The organism is Ruegeria sp. BC1, from assembly GCF_056539305.1.
The window spans coordinates 208,205-230,198 of record NZ_JBQFUT010000007.1 but is presented as its reverse complement, the minus strand read 5'-3'; the positions used below and the strand labels follow the sequence as shown (position 1 = coordinate 230,198).

Genomic DNA, 21,994 nt, shown 5'->3' with positions numbered 1-21,994 from the left:
CTCTACCCCTGCTTTTTGGCTTTACGCAGCAGCATGTCGCGTTTCACTTTGCTGAGCCGGTCGAAATACATCCGACCATTCAGGTGGTCGATCTGATGCTGAACACTGGTGGCCTCAATGCCGACAAAATCGCGGCGGTCGATGATGCCCTGTTCGTTCAGGAACTTCACCGTCACCGCACGGGGGCGTTTCACCTTGGCCGAGACACCGGGCAGGTTCGGGCTGGCCTCATCATGTTCACGCAGCTCGATCGAACTGTGCAGGATTTCCGGGTTTGCCAGCCGTACCGCCTTGCCCCGTTCAGTCGAACCATCAACCACCGCCAACCGCAGCATCACGCCAATCTGAGTGGCGGCTAGGCCAACACCCGGCATGGCCTCCATTGTGTCGACCATGTCGTCCCAGATCGCTCGGATTTCGTCTGTGACCTCGGCCACAACCTCGGCCTTGGTCCGAAGACGCTTGTCGGGCCAGGGCAAACAGGTACGGACGGTCATGTGCGGGCCTGCTCGCGTTTCAGCTTTTGCATTTTCCGGGTGATCATCTGCCGCTTGAGCGGCTTGAGGTAATCGATGAACAGCTTTCCGTTCAGATGATCGATCTCGTGCTGGACGCAAGTGGCCCAAAGACCATCGAAGGTTTCCTGGTGTAAATTGCCATCGCGATCCATCCAAGAAACATCCACCACTTTGGGGCGCGTTACCTCGGCGAATTGTTCGGGGATCGACAGACAGCCTTCCTCGTAGACGTTGGTTTCGTCAGATGAGGCGATGACCTCGGGGTTGAACATGACCAGAGGGCGGGGTGTTTCGCCTTCTTCCTTGATACAATCCATTACGATCAAGCGGTTAAGAATACCGATCTGCGGTGCAGCCAGACCGATACCCGGCGCGTCATACATCGTCTCCAGCATGTCATCGGCCAGTTTGCGCAGCTCGTCCGTGATGTCGGCCACTGGCGCGCAGACCTTTTTCAAGCGGGGATCGGGATGGATCAGGATATTGCGTTTCATGGGGCTGATTTAGGCCATCCCGCGCCCCGCCGCAACGCCCCCCTTGCACCCGCTGGAATTGTGGCTAGCTTTCGGCAGGACAGATGGAGCAGACATGACTTTCAACGACCTGATCGACCGCCGGGAAACCAACACCTCGAAATGGGATAAAATGGAGCGGCTCTATGGCGTTTCCCCCGATGAGGGGCTGGCCATGTGGACGGCAGATTCCGACTATGCCACGGCGCCATGCGTAATCGACGCGGTGCGCAAGGCTGCTGATCATGGGGCGTTTGGATATTCCTGGGAATATCCCGCATATCTGGAAGCCGTTCAGTGGTGGATGAAAACCCGCCACAACTGGCAAATCGACACCGATTGGGTGCTGACCTCGCAAGGGCTGGGCAACGCCATCGCGCTGTGCCTAGACGTCTGGAGCAAACCCGGCGATGGCGTAGTCATCTTCACTCCCGTCTACCATGAGTTCGCTTACAAGGTGAACAAATCGGGCCGTCGCGTGGTTGAATGCCCGCTGGTACGCGAGGGGGACACTTATGGGGTTGATCTGGACGACGCGCAATCGCGGCTGGATGGGTCGGAAAAGCTGTTGCTGTGGTGTTCGCCGCAGAACCCCTCGGGGCGGGTCTGGACGCCCGAGGAACTGCGCGCGGTGGCCGCGTTTGCGGAACGCAACGGGCTGATCCTCGTTTCGGACGAAATCCACCACGACCTGGTTTATCCCGGACATACCTTTGTGCCGATGGACATTGCGGCCCCTGACGCGCGCCCGTGGACCGTGACACTGACCGCAGCATCCAAGACCTTCAATATCGCAGGCCAGCGCACCGGCAACATGATTATTCCTGACGCTAAACTGCGCGCCACCATGCGGCACCGGCTGGCAACGCTGGACTACGCCCCCAGCGCCTTGGGCGTGGCTATGATCACAGCCGCTTACAGCCCCGGAGGTGCAGAATGGGTCGATCAGCAGGTCGCTCATCTGGACAGCAACCGGAACCTGTTTGACGCAACTATCGCCGAAATCCCTGGTCTTTGGTCGATGCCACTGCAGGCCACGTATCTGGCGTGGGTCGATTTTTCGGGCACCGGAATGGATCATGGCGAGTTCACACGCCGCCTGCGCGAGGATGCAAAGATCGCCACCTCTCCGGGCCCGGGTTTCGGATCCGGAGGAGAGACATTTGAGCGGTTCAATCTGGCCACTCAGCGCGCCCGGGTCGAGGACGCTTGTGAACGTCTGAAACGCGCGTTTGGCGATCTGCAGTAAGGCATGCGCCGGATTGCGCTGATATCGCTGTTGGCGGTATTGACGGCTTCCCTGTGGGTAGGCTGGCACCTACTGGAACAACAGTCGAAATCCGCCCTTAGTCGTCGTAGCCAAGTAACGCAATCGGCGCATCCGGGTCACGATAGAAATCCAGAGGCGCTTTATCGGTAGCAGCGGTGCTGCGTTTGAATTCGTAACGCATCTCGCCTGAATCCTCATCATCCGCAATGATTAGGCATTGGTACAGATGGTTTGCGCCATCAAAGATATCTACAAGTCCTCGCAATTGCGGTGTGGTTTCCGCCTCGACAGTGAACCCATTCTTCCACAATCTCAGTATTTTAAAGCTATTGTTGTCGAATTCGACACGTAAGCGGCTGGTCTTCTTTAGGGCCGCGATTCGCGCCGCACCCAATTCAGCGCGTATTTCCTTTGAAACATAGGTACTCATACCAAATCTTCCCTCGCAATATCTTCTATTGTGCGGCAGGATTTGTAAAAATCCAATGATGCCGCGCGTACAGAGCCGTTCGGATTCAATCTGTTGCGCGGCAATCCCACCTGGACCTGTGCACGAACGCAGGTCCGGTGCGCGTCCGCATGCATAGGAACGGGGCAGCCGTACCCCTATTTTCTTCGAAACGGAAAACGGAGGATACCCAATGGGTCTATTGGTCGATGGCGAATGGCACGACACCTGGTATGACACCAATTCTACCGGAGGCGCCTTCAAGCGAAGTGCGGCACAGTTTCGGAACTGGATTACGACAGATGGCCAGGCCGGTCCTTCTGGCAAAGCCGGATTTAAAGCCGCCCCCAATCGGTATCACCTATACGTCAGCTATGCCTGCCCATGGGCGCACCGAACATTGATCTTTCGCGAGTTGAAAGGGTTGAGCGATCTGATTTCCGTTTCCGTAGTGCACCCCGACATGCTGGAAAAAGGTTGGACGTTCGAAACTGACGATGCCGGTGCGACCGGGGATGCGCTCTATGGCCTTGACTACGCACACCAGATCTATGCCAAAGCCGATCCCAGCTATTCAGGCCGTGTCACCGTGCCGATTCTTTGGGACAAGGAACAGGAAACGATTGTTTCGAACGAAAGCTCCGAAATCATCCGCATGCTGAATTCGGCCTTCGACAAGATAACTGGCAACACGGACGACTACTGGCCCGAGGCCATGCGGGATGACATCGAAGAGGTCAATGCGCGCATCTATTCAAACATCAACAACGGTGTTTACAAAGCCGGTTTCGCCACCAGCCAAGCGGCCTACGATGCCGCTGTGGAGCCGCTGTTCGACACACTGGATTGGCTTGAGGATCGCCTGACTCATAACCGGTATCTGATGGGTGACCGCGTGACCGAGGCCGACTGGCGTCTGTTCACCACCCTGATCCGGTTCGACCCTGTCTATCACCTGCATTTCAAATGCAACAAACGGCGTTTGGTCGATTATCCCAACTTATGGGCCTATACCCGTGAGCTGTACCAATGGCCCGGCGTCGCTGCGACGGTAAATTTGGATCATATCGTGCGCCACTATCACTTTAGCCACGACACAATTAACCCTCACAGGATCATCCCTGTGAACCCCGAGCTGGACTACCTAGCCCCCCATGGGCGCGGTCAGCGACCCGCAGCGTAATGTTCGACCATTGCCGCCAGATCCTCTGGCGGCGTCGCACTTTGCACATATGCGCAGGCATTTGGGCTGTGGGCGAAAATCGAACCATCTGAGAAAAAAGTAGTGTTGGTTACGAAAATCACACGCGTCCCTGGTCGGCGGTAGCTGGCAAAATCGGCAACTGCCAACGCGCTGCCGGTTTCCAGAACAAGATCCAGCACGATGATATCAAAGTCGCGGCCATACAACGCGAGAATGGCGGCCTCCTGACCGTCGACAAGCGCCACATCTGCGCCGTGCCTTTCAAGATGCCTTTTCCAGACCTGACCCAGGTCGGGGTTACTTTCAACAATCAAAACATTCATTTTCAACAACCTCGGCACTTGCTAAAATGTTTGCGCCGACCCCCATAGATTGTGATCACGCTTATTCGTTAACAAAGTGTTAATGACGCTGATCGAAGACTTCGTTCACGCGGATTGGCTTGTGTAAGCGGCAAAAATCCGCTTGAAGCAGGCTGAAACAGGCGATTCCGGCGAGATACCCATGACCAGCCCTGACGAACATCTAAACCCGCGAGCCGTTCGCGATCATGGCGGCGGGCTGGACAGTGCCATCGCAGCCTATGGTGGCACCCGTTCGAACTGGCTGGATTTGTCCACGGGTATCAACCCACTCCCCTATGAGGTGTCTGGGCTGACCGCCTCGGACTGGACCGAACTGCCCGATCACGGTGCCTTTGCGCGTTTAACCGAGGCTGCACGCAGGTTCTGGTCGGTGCCGGAGAGTGCGGCAGTTCTGCCCGCACCCGGCGCGTCCGCCCTGATCGCCCGCATTCCGGCATTGGCCACCCGGGGTCACGTTCAGATCACGACCCCCACCTATAACGAACACGCCGCCGCTTTTGCGGCACAGGGCTGGACTGTCGCATCCGAGGGCCCAGCCGAAACCCGTGTGCTTGTGCATCCAAACAACCCAGATGGGCGCATCTGGCAGGCATCCGATGTGAGCGCCCCCTTAACCATCATTGACGAGAGCTTTTGCGATGTGCGCCCCGACATTTCGCTGACTCATCTTACCGCCAAGCCGGGGGTGATCGTTCTCAAGAGCTTTGGCAAATTCTGGGGGTTGGCCGGGTTGCGGTTGGGTTTTGCCATTGGCCAACCCGATCTGATCGCCCGGTTGAACGACCTGACCGGCCCATGGGCGGTGTCCGGCCCAGCGCTGCGGATCGGCGAGCGTGCCCTGCGCGATGTCGAATGGGCCGATGCCACGCGCCGCGACCTTTTACAAAGCGCGGACAGGCTGGACAAACTCGTCACCGCCAAGGGCGCCGAACTGATCGGTGGCACCGCGCTTTTCCGCCTGTATCAGGTCGATGACGCTGCGGCGTGGCAAAACCGGCTGGCCCGCGCCCAGATTTGGAGTCGCGTCTTCCCCTATTCCCAAACCTATCTGCGGCTGGGCCTGCCTCCTGCGAACAGTTGGGACAGATTGGAGGCCGCGCTGTGAGCACGGCCTTTCTGCTGGTCTGCGCCCTGTGTCTGGATGCAGCACTGGGCGAGCCGGGCTGGTTATGGTCACGGGTGCGACACCCTGCAGTGTTGATGGGCAACGCCATCGGCTGGTTGGATGCGCATCTGAACCAAGGGGCACAGCGGCATCTGAAAGGGGTTGCCGTGGTCGTGCTGCTGGTTTTCGGCGCGTTGATCCTCGGGCGTGTGTTGGCGCTGCTGGGTCCGGTGGTCGAAATCCTCGTTTGCGCCATCTTGGTGGCGCAGAAGTCTCTGGTCTCGCACGTGTGGGATGTGGGCGACGGGCTGCGCACCTCGCTGGACGAAGGCCGCGCCAAGGTGGCGATGATCGTCTCACGCGATACCCGCGACATGACCGAGGCACAGGTCGCCCGCTCTGCAATCGAAAGCGCCGCGGAAAATCTGAGCGACGGGGTCATTGCCCCTGCTTTCTGGTTTCTGGTTGCCGGGCTGCCGGGATTGCTGATCTACAAGGCCGTCAACACTGCAGACAGCATGATCGGTTATCGCACCGAGAAATACCACGATTTCGGTTGGGCCGCTGCCCGCCTGGACGATGTACTGAACCTGGTACCTGCCCGTCTAACCAGTGTGATGATCGTGGCCCTATCCGGCCAATGGGTGCGCTGGTCTGAGATTGTCGCGGACGCGCGCCGCCATATCTCTCCCAACGCAGGCTGGCCCGAGGCCGCAATGGCCCGCGCCCTGAACGTGGCCCTCGCCGGGCCGCGCAGCTATGATGGGCAGATGCGTGATCTGGCCTGGGTGAACGGCGATGCGCCGCGCAACATCGGCGCGCCGGAGGTTTTCCGCGCATGTGATATACTATGGAAGGTTTGGGGGCTTGCGTTGGGCGTCCTGTCGGTGTGGGTTGGGTTCAGCTTTATCTTCTGACGGACCCGCTCATGCGTTTTCTCTCTGGCCTTGTCGCCGCCGCCCTTTTCGCCTCGCCCGCTTTTGCCCAATGCGGTGGCGGGTTCAATTCCTTTGTGAAGGGGCTCAAGGCCGAGGCAGTTCAGCAGGGGTTCGACAAGTCCACCGTGAACAGCTTTTTCAAGGGCGTTCAGCAAGATCAGGCGGTACTCAAGGCCGACCGGGCGCAGGGCGTGTTTCAGAAACCCTTCATCGACTTTTCCCGCCACTTGATTTCACAAAACCGAATTGATCGCGGTCAGGCCATGTCGCGCAAATACGACGCGGTGTTTGACCGGATTGAGCGGGAGTACGGCGTCTCGCGCGGCGTTCTCTTGGCTTTTTGGGCTTTTGAGACCGATTACGGCGCGTTTCAGGGCGATTTCAATACCCGTAACGCGCTGGTGACTCTGGCCCATGATTGCCGCCGTCCCGAGTTATTCCGGCCTCAGATATTTGCGGCCATCGAATTGTACAGCCAAGGGAATTTCGACCCCGCCCGAACCACCGGAGCTTGGGCCGGAGAGATTGGAATGGTGCAAATGCTGCCCCGTGACATACTCGAGAACGGGGTCGACGGTGATGGCGATGGCAAGGTGTCTCTAAAAACATCGGCCCCGGATGCATTGATGTCGGGGGCCAAGATGCTGTCGCATCTGGGATGGCAACCTGGCCAACCCTGGCTGCAAGAGGTCACAGTCCCCGCACAGATGGATTGGTCGCTGTCCGGCCCCGGCAAACCACGCCCGGTGTCCGACTGGCAAGCGATGGGCGTGCAGGCCCGCAGCGGATCACTGGCCAACCTGCCCGCCTCGCTGATCCTACCGCAGGGGCGCAACGGCCCTGCCTTTCTGGCCTATCCCAATTTCGACGTCTATTTCGAATGGAACCAGAGCTTTGTCTACGTCCTGACCGCCGCCTATTTCGGGACACGGCTGGAAGGTGCGCAGATATATAATGCGGGCAATCCGGCGCAGGGCTTGTCTGGGGCGCAGATGAAGCAACTGCAGGGTAAGCTGCAGGCGCGCGGGTACGACGTGGGCAAGATCGACGGTATTTTAGGAGCTGGAACGCGGGCCGCTGTGCAGGCCGAGCAACAACGGTTGGGGCTGCCTGCGGATGCGTGGCCGACGGCAGAGTTGTTGGGGCGGTTGTGACGAGACGTCGGCTTTGAGCCCATGTGATCAGTACGGAGTGATCTACGAATGTCTGCTTTTGTGACGGGCGTGCGCCATTGTTTATCTAACTTGTCAAATCAATCCCGCACCCTAGCAGGTTGGGGTTATTCTCAAGGATGCCTGATGATGGCGAGTCAGCGTAGTCTTCAATACTTTGATCATTTGTGATGTCGATACAGATGATCACTTCTAGCATTCGCTTTGCAATCGCAGCAAACTTTGGGCCGTACTCCAACACGGTACCGGGGTGGTGTCGGCGGCCATTTAGAACTATGTTTGTTGCATAGGGGTAGACGACGATGACGCTACAGATATCCAACTGCCCGGCCTGAGAGTTCTCCCGCGCAAGAGAACATTTGAAACCGTGAGCAATCTCGCTATCCTTTGGGACAAAAAGCAAAGAGCGAAACCCGTTAGAGTATGTGTCGTATCCTTCTACTTGCAAGATTGGGTCAAGAGTTGCATCGTAGAAGCAGGTTTTGCAGTCCAAGGTTGGATCAGGGGCCAACTCCATTTGAGATGCAAGATACCGAGCCCCGGTGAGACTCGAGTCTTGGGTACGTCGAAGAACGAAGTCTTGGTACTTCAATACTGGGTCATTATCTAAAAATTCTCTTAGCCAAATCGATGAGCGGACCATAAACGAAACGCGGTAATCATGAGTCGCTTTCGGCCACTCGTGAAGATCACCCATCCAAAACATGCGCCTATTCACGTGCATCACACCGCCTTCGAACTTGTTTTGAAGAACTTGCTCTTCTTGCAGAAAGGCCGCGTATCCTGCTTCGTCAGCGCGCGCGGGTTCTGATGCGATTAGTGATATGACAATCAGGAAAAACCTCATGATGCGTATTTCCGTAACCAATACAAAACTTTAATAGTAGCGAATGCAGCCAATTTTATGGCGAAATTTAACATACCAGGCATTGGAGCACTTGCAACGTACGTCCGCTTTGTCCGCTAAGCAGTCGTTCATGCCGAATGCACCGAATGACCGCACCGAGCCCAAAGTGGCATTAAAAAGAGGTCACCTTGCTACCGGCTTGCTCCAATAAGTGACAAGTTCCATGCTGGTTCGAGTCGATGTCCCAATGGACGTCAGCAGTTAAATGGCTCATCCGTGTGTCATGTCGGCTTCTAGTAAAGGAGGCAAGAAAGAAAGAGTGCTCGCCAGGGTTGTGCAATTCATAGTATTAGCACTGGCAGTGTCTCTGGCCGGAGCGATTTTGCTTGGATTTACCGGTAAGGTCTTTCCGCCGGGCGACTCGTTCGCGGTTGTTCGTCCGGTCTCTGCAGCTCTACTCGTGTTTCTTGCCGCTGCGCTTTGGGTTCTGAATTTCCGGCGTTTCTCTCTTGTGTCCTTGGTGCTCGCAAGTGTTGCCATTACCTCCATTGCACCGGATTTCTTGCGCGCAGAGGAGAATTGCGAAAGCCACTGCATTACACTTTATCAAAAGAATTTACACTCAAAGGCTTGGCCGCGATATCAGCTTGCCGACGATATTGTCTCTTCGACTGCCCAGGTGGTGACCCTTCAAGAAGTATCCGATCACAATCGCCAATACATGGCCAAACTGTTCGATCATTACGCTTTCTCCATATCCTGTGAGTTCAGGCCCAAACAAGAGGTGGCTATCCTGACGTCGTTGGCCACAGTCCCCGGATCAGAGTTCTGCTTTCCGGTTGAGGGAATTGCCGGCGTTAAAGTCGTACTTCCAGACAATCGTCTGGTCTGGTTCATGTCGGTACACCTAGAATGGCCCTTTCCTTACGGGCAGTTCAACCAAAGCCGCAATGTTTCGGAGAGGATCAAAAAGCTGGATGGTCCAGTTGTTATTTCCGGTGACTTCAACATGGTTCCCTGGGGTGCAAGCGTTCAGAGGATAAGAAAGGCTGCCGGTAATGAATTTTTGGGAAGGGCCCGAAGCTCGTATTCGCCTGGAATTTGGCTACTACCACTGCCGATTGACAATGTTATCGTGCCAAAAGGTGCTATAGGCTCAATTGAGATGCGCCCAAAGTTGGGTTCCGATCACCTTGGCGTTTTAGCCAGAGTGGAACTCCGCTGAGCGAAGAGTTTCTTTCGTCCGTAAAGCAGTCGTTCATGCCGAATGTACCGAATGACCGCACCGTGCCAATTTCGCCAAATGCTGCTGATCGTTTCTGAAACCATAGGCATCCCTCTGATTTCTTGAAGAATGCGGTCGGTAGTCGACGCAACCAAGCTTTTGTATGGTCGAGAAAGACGGATACCGCGACTTCGTTCCATGACAAGTATTATCTCCCCGATGAGCCCGGATATTATGAACACACCTGGTATGATCGTGGCGAAAAACGTTTCGATACCGCTCGTCTGCATGGTACGCGGCTTGGTGTCCAAATCTGTACTGAAATGTGTTCTTCGAATGGGCGCGACACTATGCTGCTTCGCGGGTGGATTTGCTGTGCGTTCCGCGTGCCACGCCTCATGGTTCAGTTGAAAAGTGGCTGGCAGGTGGGCAATCGGCGGCTGTTTGTTCAGGCGCGTACTGTCTTTCTTCAAATCTATGGGCACCTAAAGGCAACGGCCCCGATCTTGGTGGTTTGGCCTGGATCATCGCCCCTGAGGGAAACGTCTTGGCGACGACTGACACAGACGATCCCTTCGCTACCGCCGAAATCGACTTGGACTTCGCCAAAACGAGCAAGGCGACCTATCCACGATACGTACCGGAGTGAATGCAGAGATAGGTGATCGGAACAGGATCGGCTGCTTTAGTCCGCACACCAGCCATTCATAGAAAACACTAGCAACGCATGTTCGCCCTCACTCCGGTCGCACCGGATACCGATCCCCTTTCTCATCAATCAGAATCAGCCTCTCGCCGTTGCGCACATACAGGTCGCAGCGACTGAAACCGTTGCGGTAGGCAATGCAGACACTGCCGTCTTCCGCAATGGAATAGGTGCCATAAGCAGCATCTCCACTGGCATAGGTATAGGAATACGCCCCTCCGGCTGAGAACTTGGCCTGACCGTCATCGTAGAAGGTCAGTGTTCGGCCCGCCAATGCATCCAATTGCTCGGCGGTCAGAGGAATGTCTCCGGGTTTGGTAGGCCACTCAGCGGCCAAAACCGGGCCTGTGGACAGAAAGGCAAGGATCAGAATTCGGGTCATGCTGCCAGCTTAACCCGTTGCACCCAAAGAAGGTCATAACGTTGAGGTGAGCGGTCAGGCGACCATCTGCTCGGCTTTCTTCAGATCGACCGAGACCAACTGACTGACACCTTGCTCCTGCATGGTCACACCGAAGAGCCGGTCCATCCGTGCCATTGTCACCGCGTGGTGGGTGATGATCAGAAAGCGGGTATCCGTTTGGCGGCACATCTCGTCCAGCAGATCGCAGAACCGTGTGACGTTGGCGTCGTCCAACGGCGCGTCGACCTCGTCCAGAACACAGATCGGGGCCGGGTTGGCAAGGAAAACACCAAAGATCAGCGCCGTGGCGGTCAGGGTCTGCTCACCCCCCGACAGCAGGCTGAGGGTCGACAGCTTCTTGCCCGGCGGCTGGCACATGATCTCAAGCCCTGCGTCCAGTGGATCGTCGCTTTCAACCATGACCAGATTGGCCTCGCCACCGCCGAACAGGTGCTTGAACAGCATGGCAAAATTCGAATTCACCTGTTCAAACGCGGTCAGCAGGCGCTCACGACCCTCACGGTTGAGGCTGGCGATGCCGCTGCGCAGGGCCTTGATCGCCTCTTCCAGATCGGACTTTTCTGAGTTCAGCGTGTCGAACTCTTCCTGAACTTCTTTGCTGTCTTCTTCAGCGCGCAGGTTTACCGCGCCCATCGCATCACGCTGGCGTTTGTGGCGGTTCACTTCGGCTTCCAATGCATCTGCTGCAGGCATCTGGTCCGGGTTTACATCCAATTGGTTCAGCAATTGGTTTGGGGTCAGTTGCTGATCCTCGGCAATGCGCTCTGCCGCTGCGGTGACACTCTCTTTGGCCGCATCACACCGCGCCTCAGCCGCAGCACGGGACTCTCGCGCCTCAGAAGCCATCCGTTCCGCTTCGCGCTCAGCCAGAACAACCTCGCGCTGCTGGGTTTCGGCCTCGGCCAACTTGTCGGCGGCCTCGGCGCGGCGGGCTTCAGCCGCTTCGATCAGTTCGTTCAGTTCCTCACGCGCCTCGGCAATCTCGGCGGGCGCAGCCATCGCCTCGGTCAGTTCCTCTTCGGAGCTTTCCTTGCGTTCGGCCAGTTCGGAAATCCGCTTCTCGGCGGTTTCCAGGCGGTGTTTCCAACCGCTTAGGTCCTTTGTCACCTCCTGCGACCGGCGCGTACGGGCATCGCCCTCCCGCCGCAACTCATCATGGGACGAGCGGTGGGTCAGCATGGTGATCCGAGCGGCTTCGACTGTTTGCTTGATGTCCTCGACCTGAGCACGGGCGCTGTCGAGGTCACCAAGACCGGTCAATGCGCCTTCGGCCTCACGCAGTTGCGCGCGGGCGGACATGGCATCTTCTTTGTGCCGGTCAACTGCAAGGCTAAGCGTTTCCAGCTTGCCCTGCGCAAGATTGCGATCCGCCTCGGCCCGGCTGAGCAAACGCGCGGTTTCTGCCATGCGCTGATCGGCGGCACGGCGGGCTTCGCGGGCACGGCGATCAGCCTCGGTGACATCGGCCAGTTGTTGCGACAGCGCCTCATGCGCAGCACGGGCACCTTCGGCCTGCGCCTCGGTGCGGGTGAGTTCCTGTTTCAGCGCCTCCAGCTTGTTCAGCTGTTCCAACCGCAGGGCCGCAGCGCTTGGTGCATCCTCGGCCCACGCGCGGAACCCGTCCCAGCGCCACAGATCACCGGACCGTGACACCAACCGCTGCCCCGGTTTCAAAGACGCCTGTAAACGAGCACCCTGATCCGCATCCACCAGCCCTATCTGAGCGATCCGGCGGCTCAGGCGATCGGGACCAGACACATGCAGCGCCAGCGGCTCAGCCCCTTCGGGCAACGGTTGATCGGCATCGTAACCAGCCACCTGCACCCAACCTGACGGCCCATCGCCTTCGACCAGCGGCGCGCGCAGATCATCGGCCAACGCCGCGCCCAACGCCTTTTCATAACCCGGCGCCACCCGCAGCAGGTCCAGCACCTGCCCTCCTTCGGCAGTGTCGCGTTCAACCAGCTTGGCCAGCGCCGTCGTCTCAGCCCGGATCGCGCCCAACTCGCCTTCGGCCTCGGAGCGTTGCGCGCGGGCCTCGGCCTCTCGCGCTTGAGTGTCATTGCGCAGCTCATCGGCAGCGGCCAGCGCCTCTTCGGCGGCCTCGGCTGCCTCGCGGGCTTCTTCTTCGCCTTCTTGCGCAGCTTCAAAAGCTTCACTGGCACGCGTCAACGCCGTTTTGGCGTCCGCAACGGCAGCACGAGCTTTTTCCTCTTCGCCCTCAGACCGGGCAAGCGTCTTGCGGCTGTCCTCGACCAAGCGTTGAGCGGATTGGTGTCGGGCGACAAGGCGCGCCATGTCCTCGGTTTCCTGCGACAGGTGCTCCTCGCGATCCTGCAGGACGGCAGCGGCATCATGGGCAATTTCCGCGGCCTCGGTCAGCTTGTCCTCATGGCCTTCGGCGGCCTTGGCCAGTTCCCGGGCTTCCCATTCCAGCCGCTCAATCATCTGGCCCGCATCGCGGTTCAGGCCAGTTTCGCGTTCGATATCATTGCCCAGCTGCTGAATGCGGTTGGTCAGGGTTTCGATGGTCTGACGAGCGCGAGTTTCCTGATCCGCCAGCGCATCACGCTGCACCTGCTGGCGCTGCAAGACGGCGGCGGCAATGGCCTCCTCTTCGCGCAGGGGTGGCAGGGTTTCTTCGATCTCAGACCGCTTGGCGGCAGCGGCGCGGGCGTCGGCCTCGGCGCGGGAGGCTTCGGTGATCCGTTCACGCAGCTTGTCCTCGGCTTGCTGGCGGGCCTCGTCCGCCTCTTTCCAGCGACGGTACAGCAGCATCCCTTCGGCCTGACGCAGTTGTTCTCCGATTTCGCGATAGCGAGCAGCCTGCCGTGCCTGACGGGCAAGTTGCGCCAGTTGCGTGCCCAGCTGTTCCAGTACGTCATCGACGCGGGTCAGATTGGCCTCGGTGCCTTTTAGCTTCAGCTCTGCCTCGTGCCGACGCTGATAAAGGCCCGAGATCCCGGCGGCCTCTTCCAGAATGCGGCGGCGGGCGCGGGGTTTAGCGTTGATCAGCTCGGCAATCCGGTTCTGCCCAACCAGCGCCGGTGAATGCGCACCGGTCGAGGCGTCGGCGAACAGCATCTGCACATCACGCGCCCGCACGTCCTTGCCGTTGGTCTTATAGGCACTGCCCACATCGCGCGTGATCCGTCGGATGATTTCCAGCTGGTCGCTGTCATTAAACCCCGAAGGCGCCAGCCGTTCCGAGTTATCCATGGTCAGGACAACTTCGGCAAAGTTACGGGCCGGACGTGTGGCCGCTCCGGCGAAAATCACATCCTCCATGGCACCACCACGCATGGATTTGGGTCGGTTTTCCCCCATCACCCAGCGCAAAGCTTCCAGAAGGTTGGACTTACCGCAGCCATTCGGACCCACCACGCCGGTCAGACCGTCAGCGATGATCAGATCGGTCGGATCAACAAAGCTTTTAAAGCCCGTCAGTTTGAGTTTGCTGAAACGCAAAGGCAATGAGTCCCGTGATTCCTATATCTGAAAGTCTGCGCAACAGATTGGGGCTGAGTCAACGGAGTTACGCAGGATATGGGATAACACCCCGACTTATCCACAATATCTTGCCGAAATGCGCAGGAAAACGCGTAAATCAGTAAGGCGTGCACTCAAAAACCTGATAGCCCGAGTTCTTTCCCACATTCTCATAGATGCCATAGTCGACGCATTCATAGTTCGGGGTCGAGATTGCGGTCAGCAGCAGCCTTTCCCCGGCTTCGCGATCACATGCTAATACACCGACCGTCACTGCCGCATCGCCAAGAACATCTAGGATGGGACAGCGGGAAACCTGCGCCATGGCCAGCCCGGCCCGATCGCGGATCGGGCCCAACCGTGGGGCGTATTGCATGTTGACCCGCACCGCCTCGGCCAGTTCCCCGCGCACGCGCACATCAAAGACACTACCGTTCACGGCAACACGGGTGGCGGGTGCATCTCGAAAATAAGGGGTGCCCGCCGAACATGCGGCCAGCAACAGGAGGGACAGATACCGGATCATGTGCCCAGCATTGGCGCAATTTGGTTAACAGATCCTTTCCATTGCTCAGGCGCGCAAAACGTCTCCCAAACGGCGAATACCCTCGGGGATCGTGGCCTCGTCTGAATTCGAAAAGCTCAACCGGATTGTGTTGGCGCCAGAGCCATCGGGAAAGAAGGCCTGACCGGGTACAAACGCCACTTTGACCGTCTCAAGCGCGCGTTCCAGCAAATCAGCCCCGCTCATACCTTTTGGCAGTGTCACCCAGATGAACATGCCACCCTCGGGCTTGGTCCATTCCACGCCTTCAGGCATATGGTCTTTGAGCGCGCTCAGCATGGCATCACGGCGCGCACCGTAGACTTGGCGCAGCATGGGAATATGCGTGTCAAAACAAGCCCGCGCAACATGATCAATGGCCATTTGGTTGATCGTGGCAGAATGCAGATCGGCGGCCTGCTTCATCAACACCAATTGCGAGATTACCGGCTTCGCCGCCACAACCCAACCGACCCGAAGGCCTGGCGAAAGGGTTTTCGAGAAAGTGCCGCAATAGATGGTCCGGCACTTTTCGATTGAGCCCTTGCGGGCCAGTTCCAGGGCCAGAACCGGCGGGATCGGTGCCCCGTCATAACGCAGGGCCTGATAGGCGCCGTCTTCGATGACTGCACAGTTGAGATTCTCGGCCAAGTCCAGCAAGGCTTCCCGACCACGCAGGTCAACGGTTTCACCCGTCGGGTTCGCGAAATCCGGCGACAGATAAGCGAATTTGACGGCCCCATCACCGGCCGCGGCCTGATATTCAGCCACCCCTCTGTTACCATTGACAGAGAGCCTGTCAAAACGTGGTTCATACGCGTTGAAGGCCGCAAGCGCGCCCAGATAAGTCGGCCAGCCAACCAGCGCCGTGTCGCCTGGAGACAGGTACAGCTTGCCCAGATAGTCCAGCGCCTGTTGCGAGCCCGACGTGATCAGGATGTTATCCAACCCGCAGTCTATACCGATCTGGCGCATGTGATCGACCAGCCACTCGCGCAGCGACACGTATCCTTCGCTGACCGAATATTGCAGCGCTTGCGCCTGACTGTCCGGCCCCAAAGCACTCTGAAACGCCGCTGCAAACCCATCTGCAGGAAACAAGGCCGGATCGGGAATACCGCCCGCAAAGGAAATGATCCCCGGCTGGTCCAGCAGCTTGAGCAATTCGCGTATCTCGGACGCCTTCATCCGCGACGTCCGCGTGGCAAACAGGTCTTTCGTCGACATGAGTCTCCTCCCCTCTCACAGCCGGCAGACTAGGTATCGCGGCATTAAAGTCAATAGTTCTGACCTATTAATTCAACACACCGGTACCGCTTTCTTGAAACAACCCGGATTACGTGGTCATATGATTTGACCAATTTTGGAAATACCCGCATGCCCTTTCAGAAAATTCAGACCGAAAAGCTCTCAATATCCGTCGTGAAACAGATCGAGCTATTGATTCTGCGCGGCATCTTGCGCCCCGGAGAGCGCCTTCCGGCTGAACGCGAACTGTCCGAACGGCTAGGCGTATCGCGCCCGTCGCTGCGCGACGCCATATCGGACCTGCAACAGCAAGGGCTTCTAACGGCCAAAGCCGGATCGGGCATATATGTAGCCGAGGTTCTTGGCTCGGCCTTTTCCCCTGCGCTTGTGCGCTTGTTTGGCAGCTATGACGAGGCGGTGTTCGACTACCTCTCGTTCCGCCGCGATATGGAAGGGTTGGCCGCCGAACGCGCCGCGCGACTGGGATCGGACAGCGATCTGAAGGTCGTTCAGGCAATATTCGACAAGATGAAGGCGGCCCATGCACGCAATGCGCCCGATGACGAATCCCGACTGGACGCCCAGTTCCATATGGCCATCATCGAAGCCAGCCACAACGTGGTGATGCTGCACATGATGCGATCGATGTATGACCTGCTACAGCAAGGCGTATTCTACAACCGGCAAATGATGTTTCAGCAACACACGACCCGGGATGCCATTCTGGACCAGCACAGCGCTGTCAATACCGCCCTTCAGGCGCGCGACCCCGAGGGGGCACGGAACGCAATCCACCAACATCTGGACTTTGTACAGCGTTGCATGGAGGACCATCAGAAAGCCCTTCGCAATGAGGCTGTCGCGCAGCAGCGGTTGAAGCACGAGACTGGAGAGGCCTAATGTTCATCGGGCATCTACCAAGTGCTTATTTGATCTTCCGAGCAACAGCGCCCAACTTGAGCAAGCTTGCCTTCACGGCTGCAATGATCGGGGCTGTTGCACCGGATATCGACATGCTGTGGTTCTATCTGGTTGATGATCGCGGACACCATCATCACTCTTATCTGACACATCGCCCGATCATCTGGGTGGGCTTTCTTCTAGTCGGCCTTCTGATCCGGCGATGGCTTGAGCAGACCGGCACCTTCCTGACCTTCTTTGGTGCTGGCGGGGTGGTTCACATGCTGCTGGATTCGATCGCAGGTGAGGTTGCATGGTTGTGGCCCTTTTCGGACGCGACACGTCCTTTGGTCTCGGTGCAGGCGACTCATTCACATTGGGTTTTTTCATTTCTCAGTCACTGGACTTTCAAGGTTGAGATTTTGATCACAGTGATTGCCCTACTCGTTTGGGTCATGACCTGGCGCAAATCAAAGAAAAATATCTAGAGTCGCAAACAAAAAAACCCGAGAGTCCTAGACCCTCGGGTTTTTCTTAAGTCATTTGATCAGTACGATCAGTGCAGCTTGTCGCCAACATCTGCGATCGCAGCGTCGATCAGCTTGTTTGCCTGGGTCGCAGTCATCTGCTTGGCCAGAACCGCATTGGCTGCTGAAACAGCTACGGTGATGGCCTGATCGCGAACCTCTTTGACAGCCGAAGCTTCAGCCGATGCGATCTGATCCTGCGCCGCGGCCAGACGGCGGGCTATGGATTTCTCCAGATCAGCCTTGGCCTGTTCAGCTGCAAGCACGGCGTCGTCCTTCGCTGCGGCCACGATTGCGTCCGCCTGCGTCTGAACTTCACGCTGCTTGCGCTCGTAAGAGGCCAGCAGGCTGCGGGCTTCTTCGTGCAGGGCGCGAGCTTCGTCCAACTCGGACTTGATGCCTTCGGCACGGTTGTCCAGGGCCCCGCCGATCATACCGGGGACCTTAAAGTAGAACAGGACCGCAATGAAGACGATGAAGCCCAGCAGAACGACAAAGTCGGTGTTGCCAAGCGAGAAAAACGGACCGCTTGCGGCGAATGCCGGGCTGGCTGCACCGACGGTCAGGATAAGGGCAAGAGTGTTCCGCATGTCACTTATCCTTTCATCTGCGTGTCAACGGCACCGTCGATGGCTTTGGCATCCGCCTCGCCGCCCAGTGCGGTAACCAGTTCAGCCGCCGTGTCCTTGGCAACCACTTGAATGCTTTCCAGCGCACCGGCACGGATTTCGGCAATTGCCTTTTCCGATTCAGCCGCCTTTGCAGCGATTTCCGCGTCCGCCTTTGCAATCGCGTCATCCAAGTCAGACTGGATTTCAGCACGGGCTTCGGCAGCGATCCGCTGCGCTTCGGCACGGGCATCGGCCAGCGCCTTGTTATAGGCCTCTTCAGCCTCGACCGCTTTGGCCTTCAGATCTTCGGCCGCAGCCAGGTCATTTGTAATGGTCCCCTGACGTTCAGCCAGGATTGCCGCGATGCGCGGCAGTGCCACGCGAGACAGGACCAGAAAGATGACGACCAGCGTAATGACCAGCCAGAAAATCTGGTTGGGGAACCAATCGAAGCAGAGCTGCGGCATACCAATCGCCGACCCATGAGAGTCAACGCAGGTGCCTGCAATCTCTTCGTATACGGGTTCTGTCGCCATGATGTCCTCCGTCGGAACGTTGTCTTTACAACAGGTGGGCCGCTATGGCTTGGGCCCACCTGCGCGTAAGGATCAGGTTCCGCAGATTAGACGGCGAACATCAGCAGCAGCGAGACCAGGAATGCGAAGATGCCCAGCGCTTCTGCGAATGCGATACCGATGAACAGGGTTGCGGTCTGCGAAGCAGCCGCCGAAGGGTTGCGCAGGGCGCCGGCCAGGAAGTTGCCTGCAACGTTGCCCACCCCGATTGCGGCTGCGCCGGAACCGATTGCTGCCAGGCCTGCGCCGATGTGTGCGAGATCGCCTTCCATGATGTATCTCCTTACGAATTGGAAGTTTCGATGTTGGGGTATCAGACCTTAGTGCGAAGGATGCAGCGCATCTTTCAGATAAACACAGGTCAGAATGGTGAATACGTAGGCCTGGATAAAGGCCACCAGGACCTCGAGGCCGTACATTGCAGTGATCGCCAGTACGGACACGGGCGAGATCACGGCGACCGCAGCGAAGCCTGCGAAAACCTTGATAACCGCGTGGCCAGCCATGACGTTACCGGCAAGACGAATGGAATGGCTGACGGGGCGCACGAAGTACGAGATCAGCTCGATGATCGCGAGGATCGGACGCAGCGCCAGAGGCGCGCTGGAGACCCAGAACAGACCCAGGAATGCTGCTCCGTTCTTGACAAAACCCAGAATGGTCACGGTCAGGAACACGGCCAGCGCCAGCGGGATGGTAACCGCGAAGTGCGACGTGGTGGTGAACGAGGTCGGGATCAGGCCCAGGAAGTTCGCGCTGACGATGAACATGAAAAGGGTCATGACATAGGGGAAGAACTTGACGCCTTCCTTGCCGCAGATGTCTTCCAGCATCTTGTAGATGAAGCCGTAGGTCAGTTCCGCGATCGACTGCATCCGGCTAGGCACGATTGCGCGCTTGGACGTGGGCAGAACCAGCAGAGCAGCCACAGCCAGTACCGCGAAGAACAGCCACAAGGTCACGTTGGTGACCGTGAACATGCCGACCGCCCCGTCGCCAAACAGCGGCTTAACGATGAACTGGTCCATCGGGTGGAATACCAGGCTGCTGCCTTCTGCTGCGGTGGTCTCAGTTGCCACGTTCAGTCCCTCTCGTCCTTATCGGCCGCGTTTGCCGCCGTTTGTTTCTCTTGAACCTCTTTGGCGCTGCGGAGCATAACTTTCACTCCGGCGACAAGGCCCAGCAATGTAAACAGCACCAGAAAGATCGGGATCGTCCCGAGCAGGCTGTCCAGCCCGTATCCGATGCCAAATCCGATCCCCAGACCGGATACCATTTCGATGACCATCCTCCAGGCAAGCTCGCCCCCGGACACGTCAGCATCTGCACGAGGTTTCGGCTGTTTCGCCTTTTTCGCCGCCTCGATCTTGGCCTCAAGCTGCGCCATACGCTGCTTTTGGTCATCATCGGTCACGGGCGTTATCCTCGCTCAGTCTTGAGTAGGGTGCTAAGGGGCAAGGCGCACAGAGTCAACGGGGTTGAGGTCGCACTTAGGTCGCCGCTAAGCCCCAGATTTTTATGCTAAAAATCTGGGACGTCCGGAGACGCGGCGATTTGCTTTGGTGACGGATCAGGCCAATGAGCCTAAATCCGTATATTCAACCATTTGGTTGATCTTTGTTACCCCTGTCTGCTTGCCAGCGCCTGATGATGCGCCCATCGATCAGCAGCAGGCCCGCAAAAATAGCCGCCATGCCGATCAGATGTTCCGGCAAAAGTGCCTCACCCAGAACCGATGTTCCCAGCACCAGCGCCGAGACCGGGGCGATCAGGGTGACGGTTGAGATATTGGTTGGTCCGACCTTTGGCAGCAGCCAGTAAAACGCGATGAACGCCGCCGAGGTCAGGACAAATCCAATCATCAGAAGTGAGGCCCAGGTCTCGGCCCGGGTGATATGAGGCAGCCCGTCCTGCCACAACGCCAGCGGCGCAATCGCCAGCGTCGCGCCCGTCAGGGCCAGCGCCACCAGAACAACGGGCTGCATATCCCGGAACGCACGGGCGAAATTGACCGAGAAGGCATAGCAGACCGGGGCGAGAATGATGAGCAGAACAGCCCAGAACTCGGACTTTGCGCCCGATTGCAACAGCGGCAGGGACAGCACGACGATACCGGTGAAACCGCAGATCACGCCGAGTGATTTGAGCAACGTAGCCCGCTCGCCCCTGGGACAGAAATGCGAGACGATGACGGCAAAGGCTGGCGTTGTGGCATTCACAATCCCGGCGACACCCGCGCCTATATGCTGCTGGCCCAGCGCATAAAACGCAAATGGCGCTGCGTAGCTGAGCGCGCCAAAGCCTAACAGCCCCGCGGCACGCCCAAACGTCAACTGGACCGGCAAACGTCGGCCCAGCACATAGATCCAGCACCCGAGCGCCCCGAAGCCAACGCGCCCCATCGAGACCGAAAATGGCCCGAGTTCCCGCAGCAAAACTGCGTTGAACATGAAAGACATGCCCCAACCGATGCCGAGGATGCAGATAACCATCCAGTATTTCAACGGCATCGCCACGCCCCCTTTCTAGTTCCGGCGCAGCATGGCGTGGGTGCGGAAATTGTCAAACCGGTTCCTGCGTATTAGGAAAGAGCCATGTCCAACGCCCTCGACACCGTATTTGCAGCCCTTGCCGACCCCACCCGCCGCACCATCCTTGCTATGCTGCTGGAAGATGACATGGCCGTCACAGACGTGGCCGAGCCGTTCGAGATGTCGCTGGCTGCAATCTCAAAACATCTGGTGATCCTGACCAAGGCCGGATTGATCAGTCAGGAAAAACGGGGCCGGGTGAAATGGTGCAAACTGGAACCCGACGCGTTGCGCGCCGCCTCAGTCTGGATGCAGGGGTTCGGACAGTTCGAACCGGTCAATCTGGATGCCTTCGAACGGTTTCTCGAGATCGAACTGCCCGCCACGAAAGAATAACGACTCACCGGACTACAAAGACCGAAACGCCGGCGTGTTTCGCCAGATAGCCGGCGTGGCTTGAAAAGATGTAGTCCATGATCCTCGGCGCGTGTGTTCCGACAACAATCAGGTCGGCACCGATTTCATCGGCTGCGCGCGTCAGGTCTCCGTCCACCTCAGCGGCGACATCGACCGAGTGGATATTGCGAAACGCCACGTCGGCTCCGCTTTCCTCGGCCAATTGATTTACAAAGACGCTGAGCTCTTCGTTCGCGGCTTCGTAGGTTTGGGCGACGTCGCCCGGCTGGGTGCCTGTTACACTGACGACAGTAATTTTGGCCCCCTGCCACTGCGCGACTTGAGCGGCGACATCGGCGGCTTTGCGAACCTCGGGCGGCAGATGCAGATCGACGGGGAACATGATGTGGTTGAACATAGAAATCTCCTCCTCGGCGAA

At 57.9% G+C, this 21,994-nt stretch carries 26 protein-coding genes; 10 read left to right on the top strand and 16 right to left on the bottom strand.

Annotation, left to right across the window (positions count from 1 at the left end):
• Positions 1-2: 2 nt before the first annotated feature.
• Positions 3-497 carry a peptide deformylase gene (gene def / locus ACR0IY_RS15965; protein ID WP_480674974.1) on the bottom strand — a complete coding sequence of 165 codons (495 nt, stop codon included), beginning with the start codon at positions 495-497 and terminating at the stop codon, positions 3-5.
• Positions 494-1,012 (bottom strand): peptide deformylase, encoded by a 519-nt coding sequence (gene def / locus ACR0IY_RS15960; RefSeq protein WP_480674972.1) that lies wholly within the window; start codon positions 1,010-1,012, stop codon positions 494-496. Before def (ACR0IY_RS15960) ends, def (ACR0IY_RS15965) begins: the two co-directional genes overlap by 4 nt.
• Before the next feature lie 94 nt (positions 1,013-1,106).
• Here def (ACR0IY_RS15960) and ACR0IY_RS15955 point away from each other — a divergent pair, with 94 nt between their 5' ends.
• Entirely contained in the window at positions 1,107-2,279 is a 1,173-nt protein-coding gene (locus tag ACR0IY_RS15955) for a MalY/PatB family protein (RefSeq protein WP_480674970.1), read from the top strand.
• A gap of 97 nt (positions 2,280-2,376) precedes the next feature.
• Here ACR0IY_RS15955 and ACR0IY_RS15950 read toward each other — a convergent pair whose 3' ends face one another.
• Complete coding sequence (locus tag ACR0IY_RS15950) at positions 2,377-2,730, bottom strand: hypothetical protein (RefSeq protein ID WP_480674968.1); 354 nt, start codon at positions 2,728-2,730, stop codon at positions 2,377-2,379.
• A 211-nt stretch (positions 2,731-2,941) separates the two neighbouring features.
• Here ACR0IY_RS15950 and ACR0IY_RS15945 point away from each other — a divergent pair, with 211 nt between their 5' ends.
• On the top strand, positions 2,942-3,931 hold the full coding sequence (locus tag ACR0IY_RS15945) for a glutathione S-transferase family protein (protein WP_480674966.1): 990 nt from the start codon (positions 2,942-2,944) through the stop codon (positions 3,929-3,931).
• On the opposite strand, the gene ACR0IY_RS15940 is transcribed toward ACR0IY_RS15945, so the two are convergent.
• A complete protein-coding gene (locus ACR0IY_RS15940; RefSeq protein ID WP_480674964.1) occupies positions 3,913-4,275 on the bottom strand; it encodes a response regulator transcription factor in 363 nt (120 codons plus the stop codon). The genes ACR0IY_RS15945 and ACR0IY_RS15940 overlap by 19 nt on opposite strands.
• Positions 4,276-4,456: 181 nt before the next feature.
• Here ACR0IY_RS15940 and ACR0IY_RS15935 point away from each other — a divergent pair, with 181 nt between their 5' ends.
• Genes ACR0IY_RS15935 through ACR0IY_RS15925 form a run of 3 tightly spaced genes read left to right on the top strand, consistent with a single transcriptional unit; the run spans position 4,457 to position 7,514 of the window.
• Positions 4,457-5,422: a threonine-phosphate decarboxylase gene (locus ACR0IY_RS15935; RefSeq protein WP_480674962.1), complete on the top strand. Its 966-nt coding sequence runs from the start codon at positions 4,457-4,459 to the stop codon at positions 5,420-5,422.
• Positions 5,419-6,339 (top strand): adenosylcobinamide-phosphate synthase CbiB, encoded by a 921-nt coding sequence (gene cbiB / locus ACR0IY_RS15930; protein WP_480674960.1) that lies wholly within the window; start codon positions 5,419-5,421, stop codon positions 6,337-6,339. Before ACR0IY_RS15935 ends, cbiB begins: the two co-directional genes overlap by 4 nt.
• Positions 6,340-6,350: 11 nt before the next feature.
• Complete coding sequence (locus tag ACR0IY_RS15925; RefSeq protein ID WP_480674958.1) at positions 6,351-7,514, top strand: lytic murein transglycosylase; 1,164 nt, start codon at positions 6,351-6,353, stop codon at positions 7,512-7,514.
• 85 nt (positions 7,515-7,599) lie between these two features.
• Here the strand turns inward: ACR0IY_RS15925 and ACR0IY_RS15920 are convergent, their stop codons facing one another.
• The gene (locus ACR0IY_RS15920; protein WP_480674956.1) at positions 7,600-8,379 is read right to left on the bottom strand and encodes a hypothetical protein; all 780 of its coding nucleotides are present in this window, start codon (positions 8,377-8,379) and stop codon (positions 7,600-7,602) included.
• A 382-nt stretch (positions 8,380-8,761) separates the two neighbouring features.
• On the opposite strand from ACR0IY_RS15920, the gene ACR0IY_RS15915 reads away from it, so the two are divergent.
• Together ACR0IY_RS15915 and ACR0IY_RS15910 are read left to right on the top strand one after the other, a co-directional pair.
• Positions 8,762-9,604 carry an endonuclease/exonuclease/phosphatase family protein gene (locus tag ACR0IY_RS15915; RefSeq protein ID WP_480674954.1) on the top strand — a complete coding sequence of 281 codons (843 nt, stop codon included), beginning with the start codon at positions 8,762-8,764 and terminating at the stop codon, positions 9,602-9,604.
• 325 nt (positions 9,605-9,929) lie between these two features.
• Positions 9,930-10,253 (top strand): nitrilase-related carbon-nitrogen hydrolase, encoded by a 324-nt coding sequence (locus ACR0IY_RS15910; RefSeq protein ID WP_480674952.1) that lies wholly within the window; start codon positions 9,930-9,932, stop codon positions 10,251-10,253.
• A gap of 88 nt (positions 10,254-10,341) precedes the next feature.
• Here the strand turns inward: ACR0IY_RS15910 and ACR0IY_RS15905 are convergent, their stop codons facing one another.
• The 4 genes from ACR0IY_RS15905 to ACR0IY_RS15890 form a co-directional block, all read right to left on the bottom strand.
• Positions 10,342-10,692: a hypothetical protein gene (locus tag ACR0IY_RS15905; RefSeq protein WP_480674950.1), complete on the bottom strand. Its 351-nt coding sequence runs from the start codon at positions 10,690-10,692 to the stop codon at positions 10,342-10,344.
• A gap of 54 nt (positions 10,693-10,746) precedes the next feature.
• Complete coding sequence (locus ACR0IY_RS15900) at positions 10,747-14,202, bottom strand: chromosome segregation SMC family protein (RefSeq protein ID WP_480674948.1); 3,456 nt, start codon at positions 14,200-14,202, stop codon at positions 10,747-10,749.
• Positions 14,203-14,341: 139 nt separating this feature from the next.
• Positions 14,342-14,749: a hypothetical protein gene (locus tag ACR0IY_RS15895; protein ID WP_480674946.1), complete on the bottom strand. Its 408-nt coding sequence runs from the start codon at positions 14,747-14,749 to the stop codon at positions 14,342-14,344.
• A 45-nt stretch (positions 14,750-14,794) separates the two neighbouring features.
• Positions 14,795-15,994 carry an aminotransferase-like domain-containing protein gene (locus ACR0IY_RS15890; protein WP_480674944.1) on the bottom strand — a complete coding sequence of 400 codons (1,200 nt, stop codon included), beginning with the start codon at positions 15,992-15,994 and terminating at the stop codon, positions 14,795-14,797.
• A 150-nt stretch (positions 15,995-16,144) separates the two neighbouring features.
• Here ACR0IY_RS15890 and ACR0IY_RS15885 point away from each other — a divergent pair, with 150 nt between their 5' ends.
• Positions 16,145-16,915 carry a FadR/GntR family transcriptional regulator gene (locus ACR0IY_RS15885; protein ID WP_480674942.1) on the top strand — a complete coding sequence of 257 codons (771 nt, stop codon included), beginning with the start codon at positions 16,145-16,147 and terminating at the stop codon, positions 16,913-16,915.
• Positions 16,915-17,403 carry a metal-dependent hydrolase gene (locus ACR0IY_RS15880; RefSeq protein WP_480674940.1) on the top strand — a complete coding sequence of 163 codons (489 nt, stop codon included), beginning with the start codon at positions 16,915-16,917 and terminating at the stop codon, positions 17,401-17,403. Before ACR0IY_RS15885 ends, ACR0IY_RS15880 begins: the two co-directional genes overlap by 1 nt.
• A 68-nt stretch (positions 17,404-17,471) precedes the next feature.
• On the opposite strand, the gene ACR0IY_RS15875 is transcribed toward ACR0IY_RS15880, so the two are convergent.
• The 6 genes from ACR0IY_RS15875 to ACR0IY_RS15850 form a co-directional block, all read right to left on the bottom strand.
• Positions 17,472-18,032: a F0F1 ATP synthase subunit B gene (locus ACR0IY_RS15875; protein WP_480674938.1), complete on the bottom strand. Its 561-nt coding sequence runs from the start codon at positions 18,030-18,032 to the stop codon at positions 17,472-17,474.
• Positions 18,033-18,037: 5 nt separating this feature from the next.
• Entirely contained in the window at positions 18,038-18,589 is a 552-nt protein-coding gene (locus ACR0IY_RS15870; protein ID WP_480674936.1) for a F0F1 ATP synthase subunit B', read from the bottom strand.
• Between the two features lie 86 nt (positions 18,590-18,675).
• Positions 18,676-18,900, bottom strand: a complete 225-nt coding sequence (locus ACR0IY_RS15865) for a F0F1 ATP synthase subunit C (protein WP_005981269.1) — start codon at positions 18,898-18,900, stop codon at positions 18,676-18,678.
• A gap of 48 nt (positions 18,901-18,948) precedes the next feature.
• Positions 18,949-19,707 (bottom strand): F0F1 ATP synthase subunit A, encoded by a 759-nt coding sequence (locus tag ACR0IY_RS15860; RefSeq protein WP_170328351.1) that lies wholly within the window; start codon positions 19,705-19,707, stop codon positions 18,949-18,951.
• Positions 19,708-19,709: 2 nt separating this feature from the next.
• Positions 19,710-20,042, bottom strand: coding sequence for an AtpZ/AtpI family protein (locus ACR0IY_RS15855; RefSeq protein ID WP_480674933.1), 333 nt, complete (start codon positions 20,040-20,042; stop codon positions 19,710-19,712).
• 184 nt (positions 20,043-20,226) lie between these two features.
• Complete coding sequence (locus tag ACR0IY_RS15850; protein ID WP_480674931.1) at positions 20,227-21,138, bottom strand: DMT family transporter; 912 nt, start codon at positions 21,136-21,138, stop codon at positions 20,227-20,229.
• Positions 21,139-21,222: 84 nt separating this feature from the next.
• Between ACR0IY_RS15850 and ACR0IY_RS15845 the strand changes: the two genes are divergently transcribed.
• Positions 21,223-21,555, top strand: coding sequence for an ArsR/SmtB family transcription factor (locus ACR0IY_RS15845; RefSeq protein ID WP_480674929.1), 333 nt, complete (start codon positions 21,223-21,225; stop codon positions 21,553-21,555).
• 4 nt (positions 21,556-21,559) lie between these two features.
• On the opposite strand, the gene ACR0IY_RS15840 is transcribed toward ACR0IY_RS15845, so the two are convergent.
• On the bottom strand, positions 21,560-21,973 hold the full coding sequence (locus ACR0IY_RS15840) for a universal stress protein (RefSeq protein WP_480674927.1): 414 nt from the start codon (positions 21,971-21,973) through the stop codon (positions 21,560-21,562).
• Positions 21,974-21,994: the final 21 nt, after the last annotated feature.

What these genes read in the sequence shown, in the direction of transcription:
- ACR0IY_RS15885 (WP_480674942.1), top strand. Translation starts at nt 16,145, where the DNA reads ATGCCCTTTCAGAAAATTCAGACCGAAAAGCTCTCAATATCCGTCGTG.
- ACR0IY_RS15935 (WP_480674962.1), top strand. Translation starts at nt 4,457, where the DNA reads ATGACCAGCCCTGACGAACATCTAAACCCGCGAGCCGTTCGCGATCAT.
- ACR0IY_RS15865 (WP_005981269.1), bottom strand. Translation starts at nt 18,900, where the DNA reads ATGGAAGGCGATCTCGCACACATCGGCGCAGGCCTGGCAGCAATCGGT.
- ACR0IY_RS15940 (WP_480674964.1), bottom strand. Translation starts at nt 4,275, where the DNA reads ATGAATGTTTTGATTGTTGAAAGTAACCCCGACCTGGGTCAGGTCTGG.
- ACR0IY_RS15880 (WP_480674940.1), top strand. Translation starts at nt 16,915, where the DNA reads ATGTTCATCGGGCATCTACCAAGTGCTTATTTGATCTTCCGAGCAACA.
- ACR0IY_RS15890 (WP_480674944.1), bottom strand. Translation starts at nt 15,994, where the DNA reads ATGTCGACGAAAGACCTGTTTGCCACGCGGACGTCGCGGATGAAGGCG.
- ACR0IY_RS15950 (WP_480674968.1), bottom strand. Translation starts at nt 2,730, where the DNA reads ATGAGTACCTATGTTTCAAAGGAAATACGCGCTGAATTGGGTGCGGCG.
- ACR0IY_RS15845 (WP_480674929.1), top strand. Translation starts at nt 21,223, where the DNA reads ATGTCCAACGCCCTCGACACCGTATTTGCAGCCCTTGCCGACCCCACC.
- def (WP_480674972.1), bottom strand. Translation starts at nt 1,012, where the DNA reads ATGAAACGCAATATCCTGATCCATCCCGATCCCCGCTTGAAAAAGGTC.
- ACR0IY_RS15870 (WP_480674936.1), bottom strand. Translation starts at nt 18,589, where the DNA reads ATGGCGACAGAACCCGTATACGAAGAGATTGCAGGCACCTGCGTTGAC.
- ACR0IY_RS15920 (WP_480674956.1), bottom strand. Translation starts at nt 8,379, where the DNA reads ATGAGGTTTTTCCTGATTGTCATATCACTAATCGCATCAGAACCCGCG.
- ACR0IY_RS15955 (WP_480674970.1), top strand. Translation starts at nt 1,107, where the DNA reads ATGACTTTCAACGACCTGATCGACCGCCGGGAAACCAACACCTCGAAA.
- def (WP_480674974.1), bottom strand. Translation starts at nt 497, where the DNA reads ATGACCGTCCGTACCTGTTTGCCCTGGCCCGACAAGCGTCTTCGGACC.
- ACR0IY_RS15840 (WP_480674927.1), bottom strand. Translation starts at nt 21,973, where the DNA reads ATGTTCAACCACATCATGTTCCCCGTCGATCTGCATCTGCCGCCCGAG.
- ACR0IY_RS15925 (WP_480674958.1), top strand. Translation starts at nt 6,351, where the DNA reads ATGCGTTTTCTCTCTGGCCTTGTCGCCGCCGCCCTTTTCGCCTCGCCC.
- ACR0IY_RS15945 (WP_480674966.1), top strand. Translation starts at nt 2,942, where the DNA reads ATGGGTCTATTGGTCGATGGCGAATGGCACGACACCTGGTATGACACC.
- ACR0IY_RS15850 (WP_480674931.1), bottom strand. Translation starts at nt 21,138, where the DNA reads ATGCCGTTGAAATACTGGATGGTTATCTGCATCCTCGGCATCGGTTGG.
- ACR0IY_RS15895 (WP_480674946.1), bottom strand. Translation starts at nt 14,749, where the DNA reads ATGATCCGGTATCTGTCCCTCCTGTTGCTGGCCGCATGTTCGGCGGGC.
- ACR0IY_RS15905 (WP_480674950.1), bottom strand. Translation starts at nt 10,692, where the DNA reads ATGACCCGAATTCTGATCCTTGCCTTTCTGTCCACAGGCCCGGTTTTG.
- ACR0IY_RS15875 (WP_480674938.1), bottom strand. Translation starts at nt 18,032, where the DNA reads ATGCGGAACACTCTTGCCCTTATCCTGACCGTCGGTGCAGCCAGCCCG.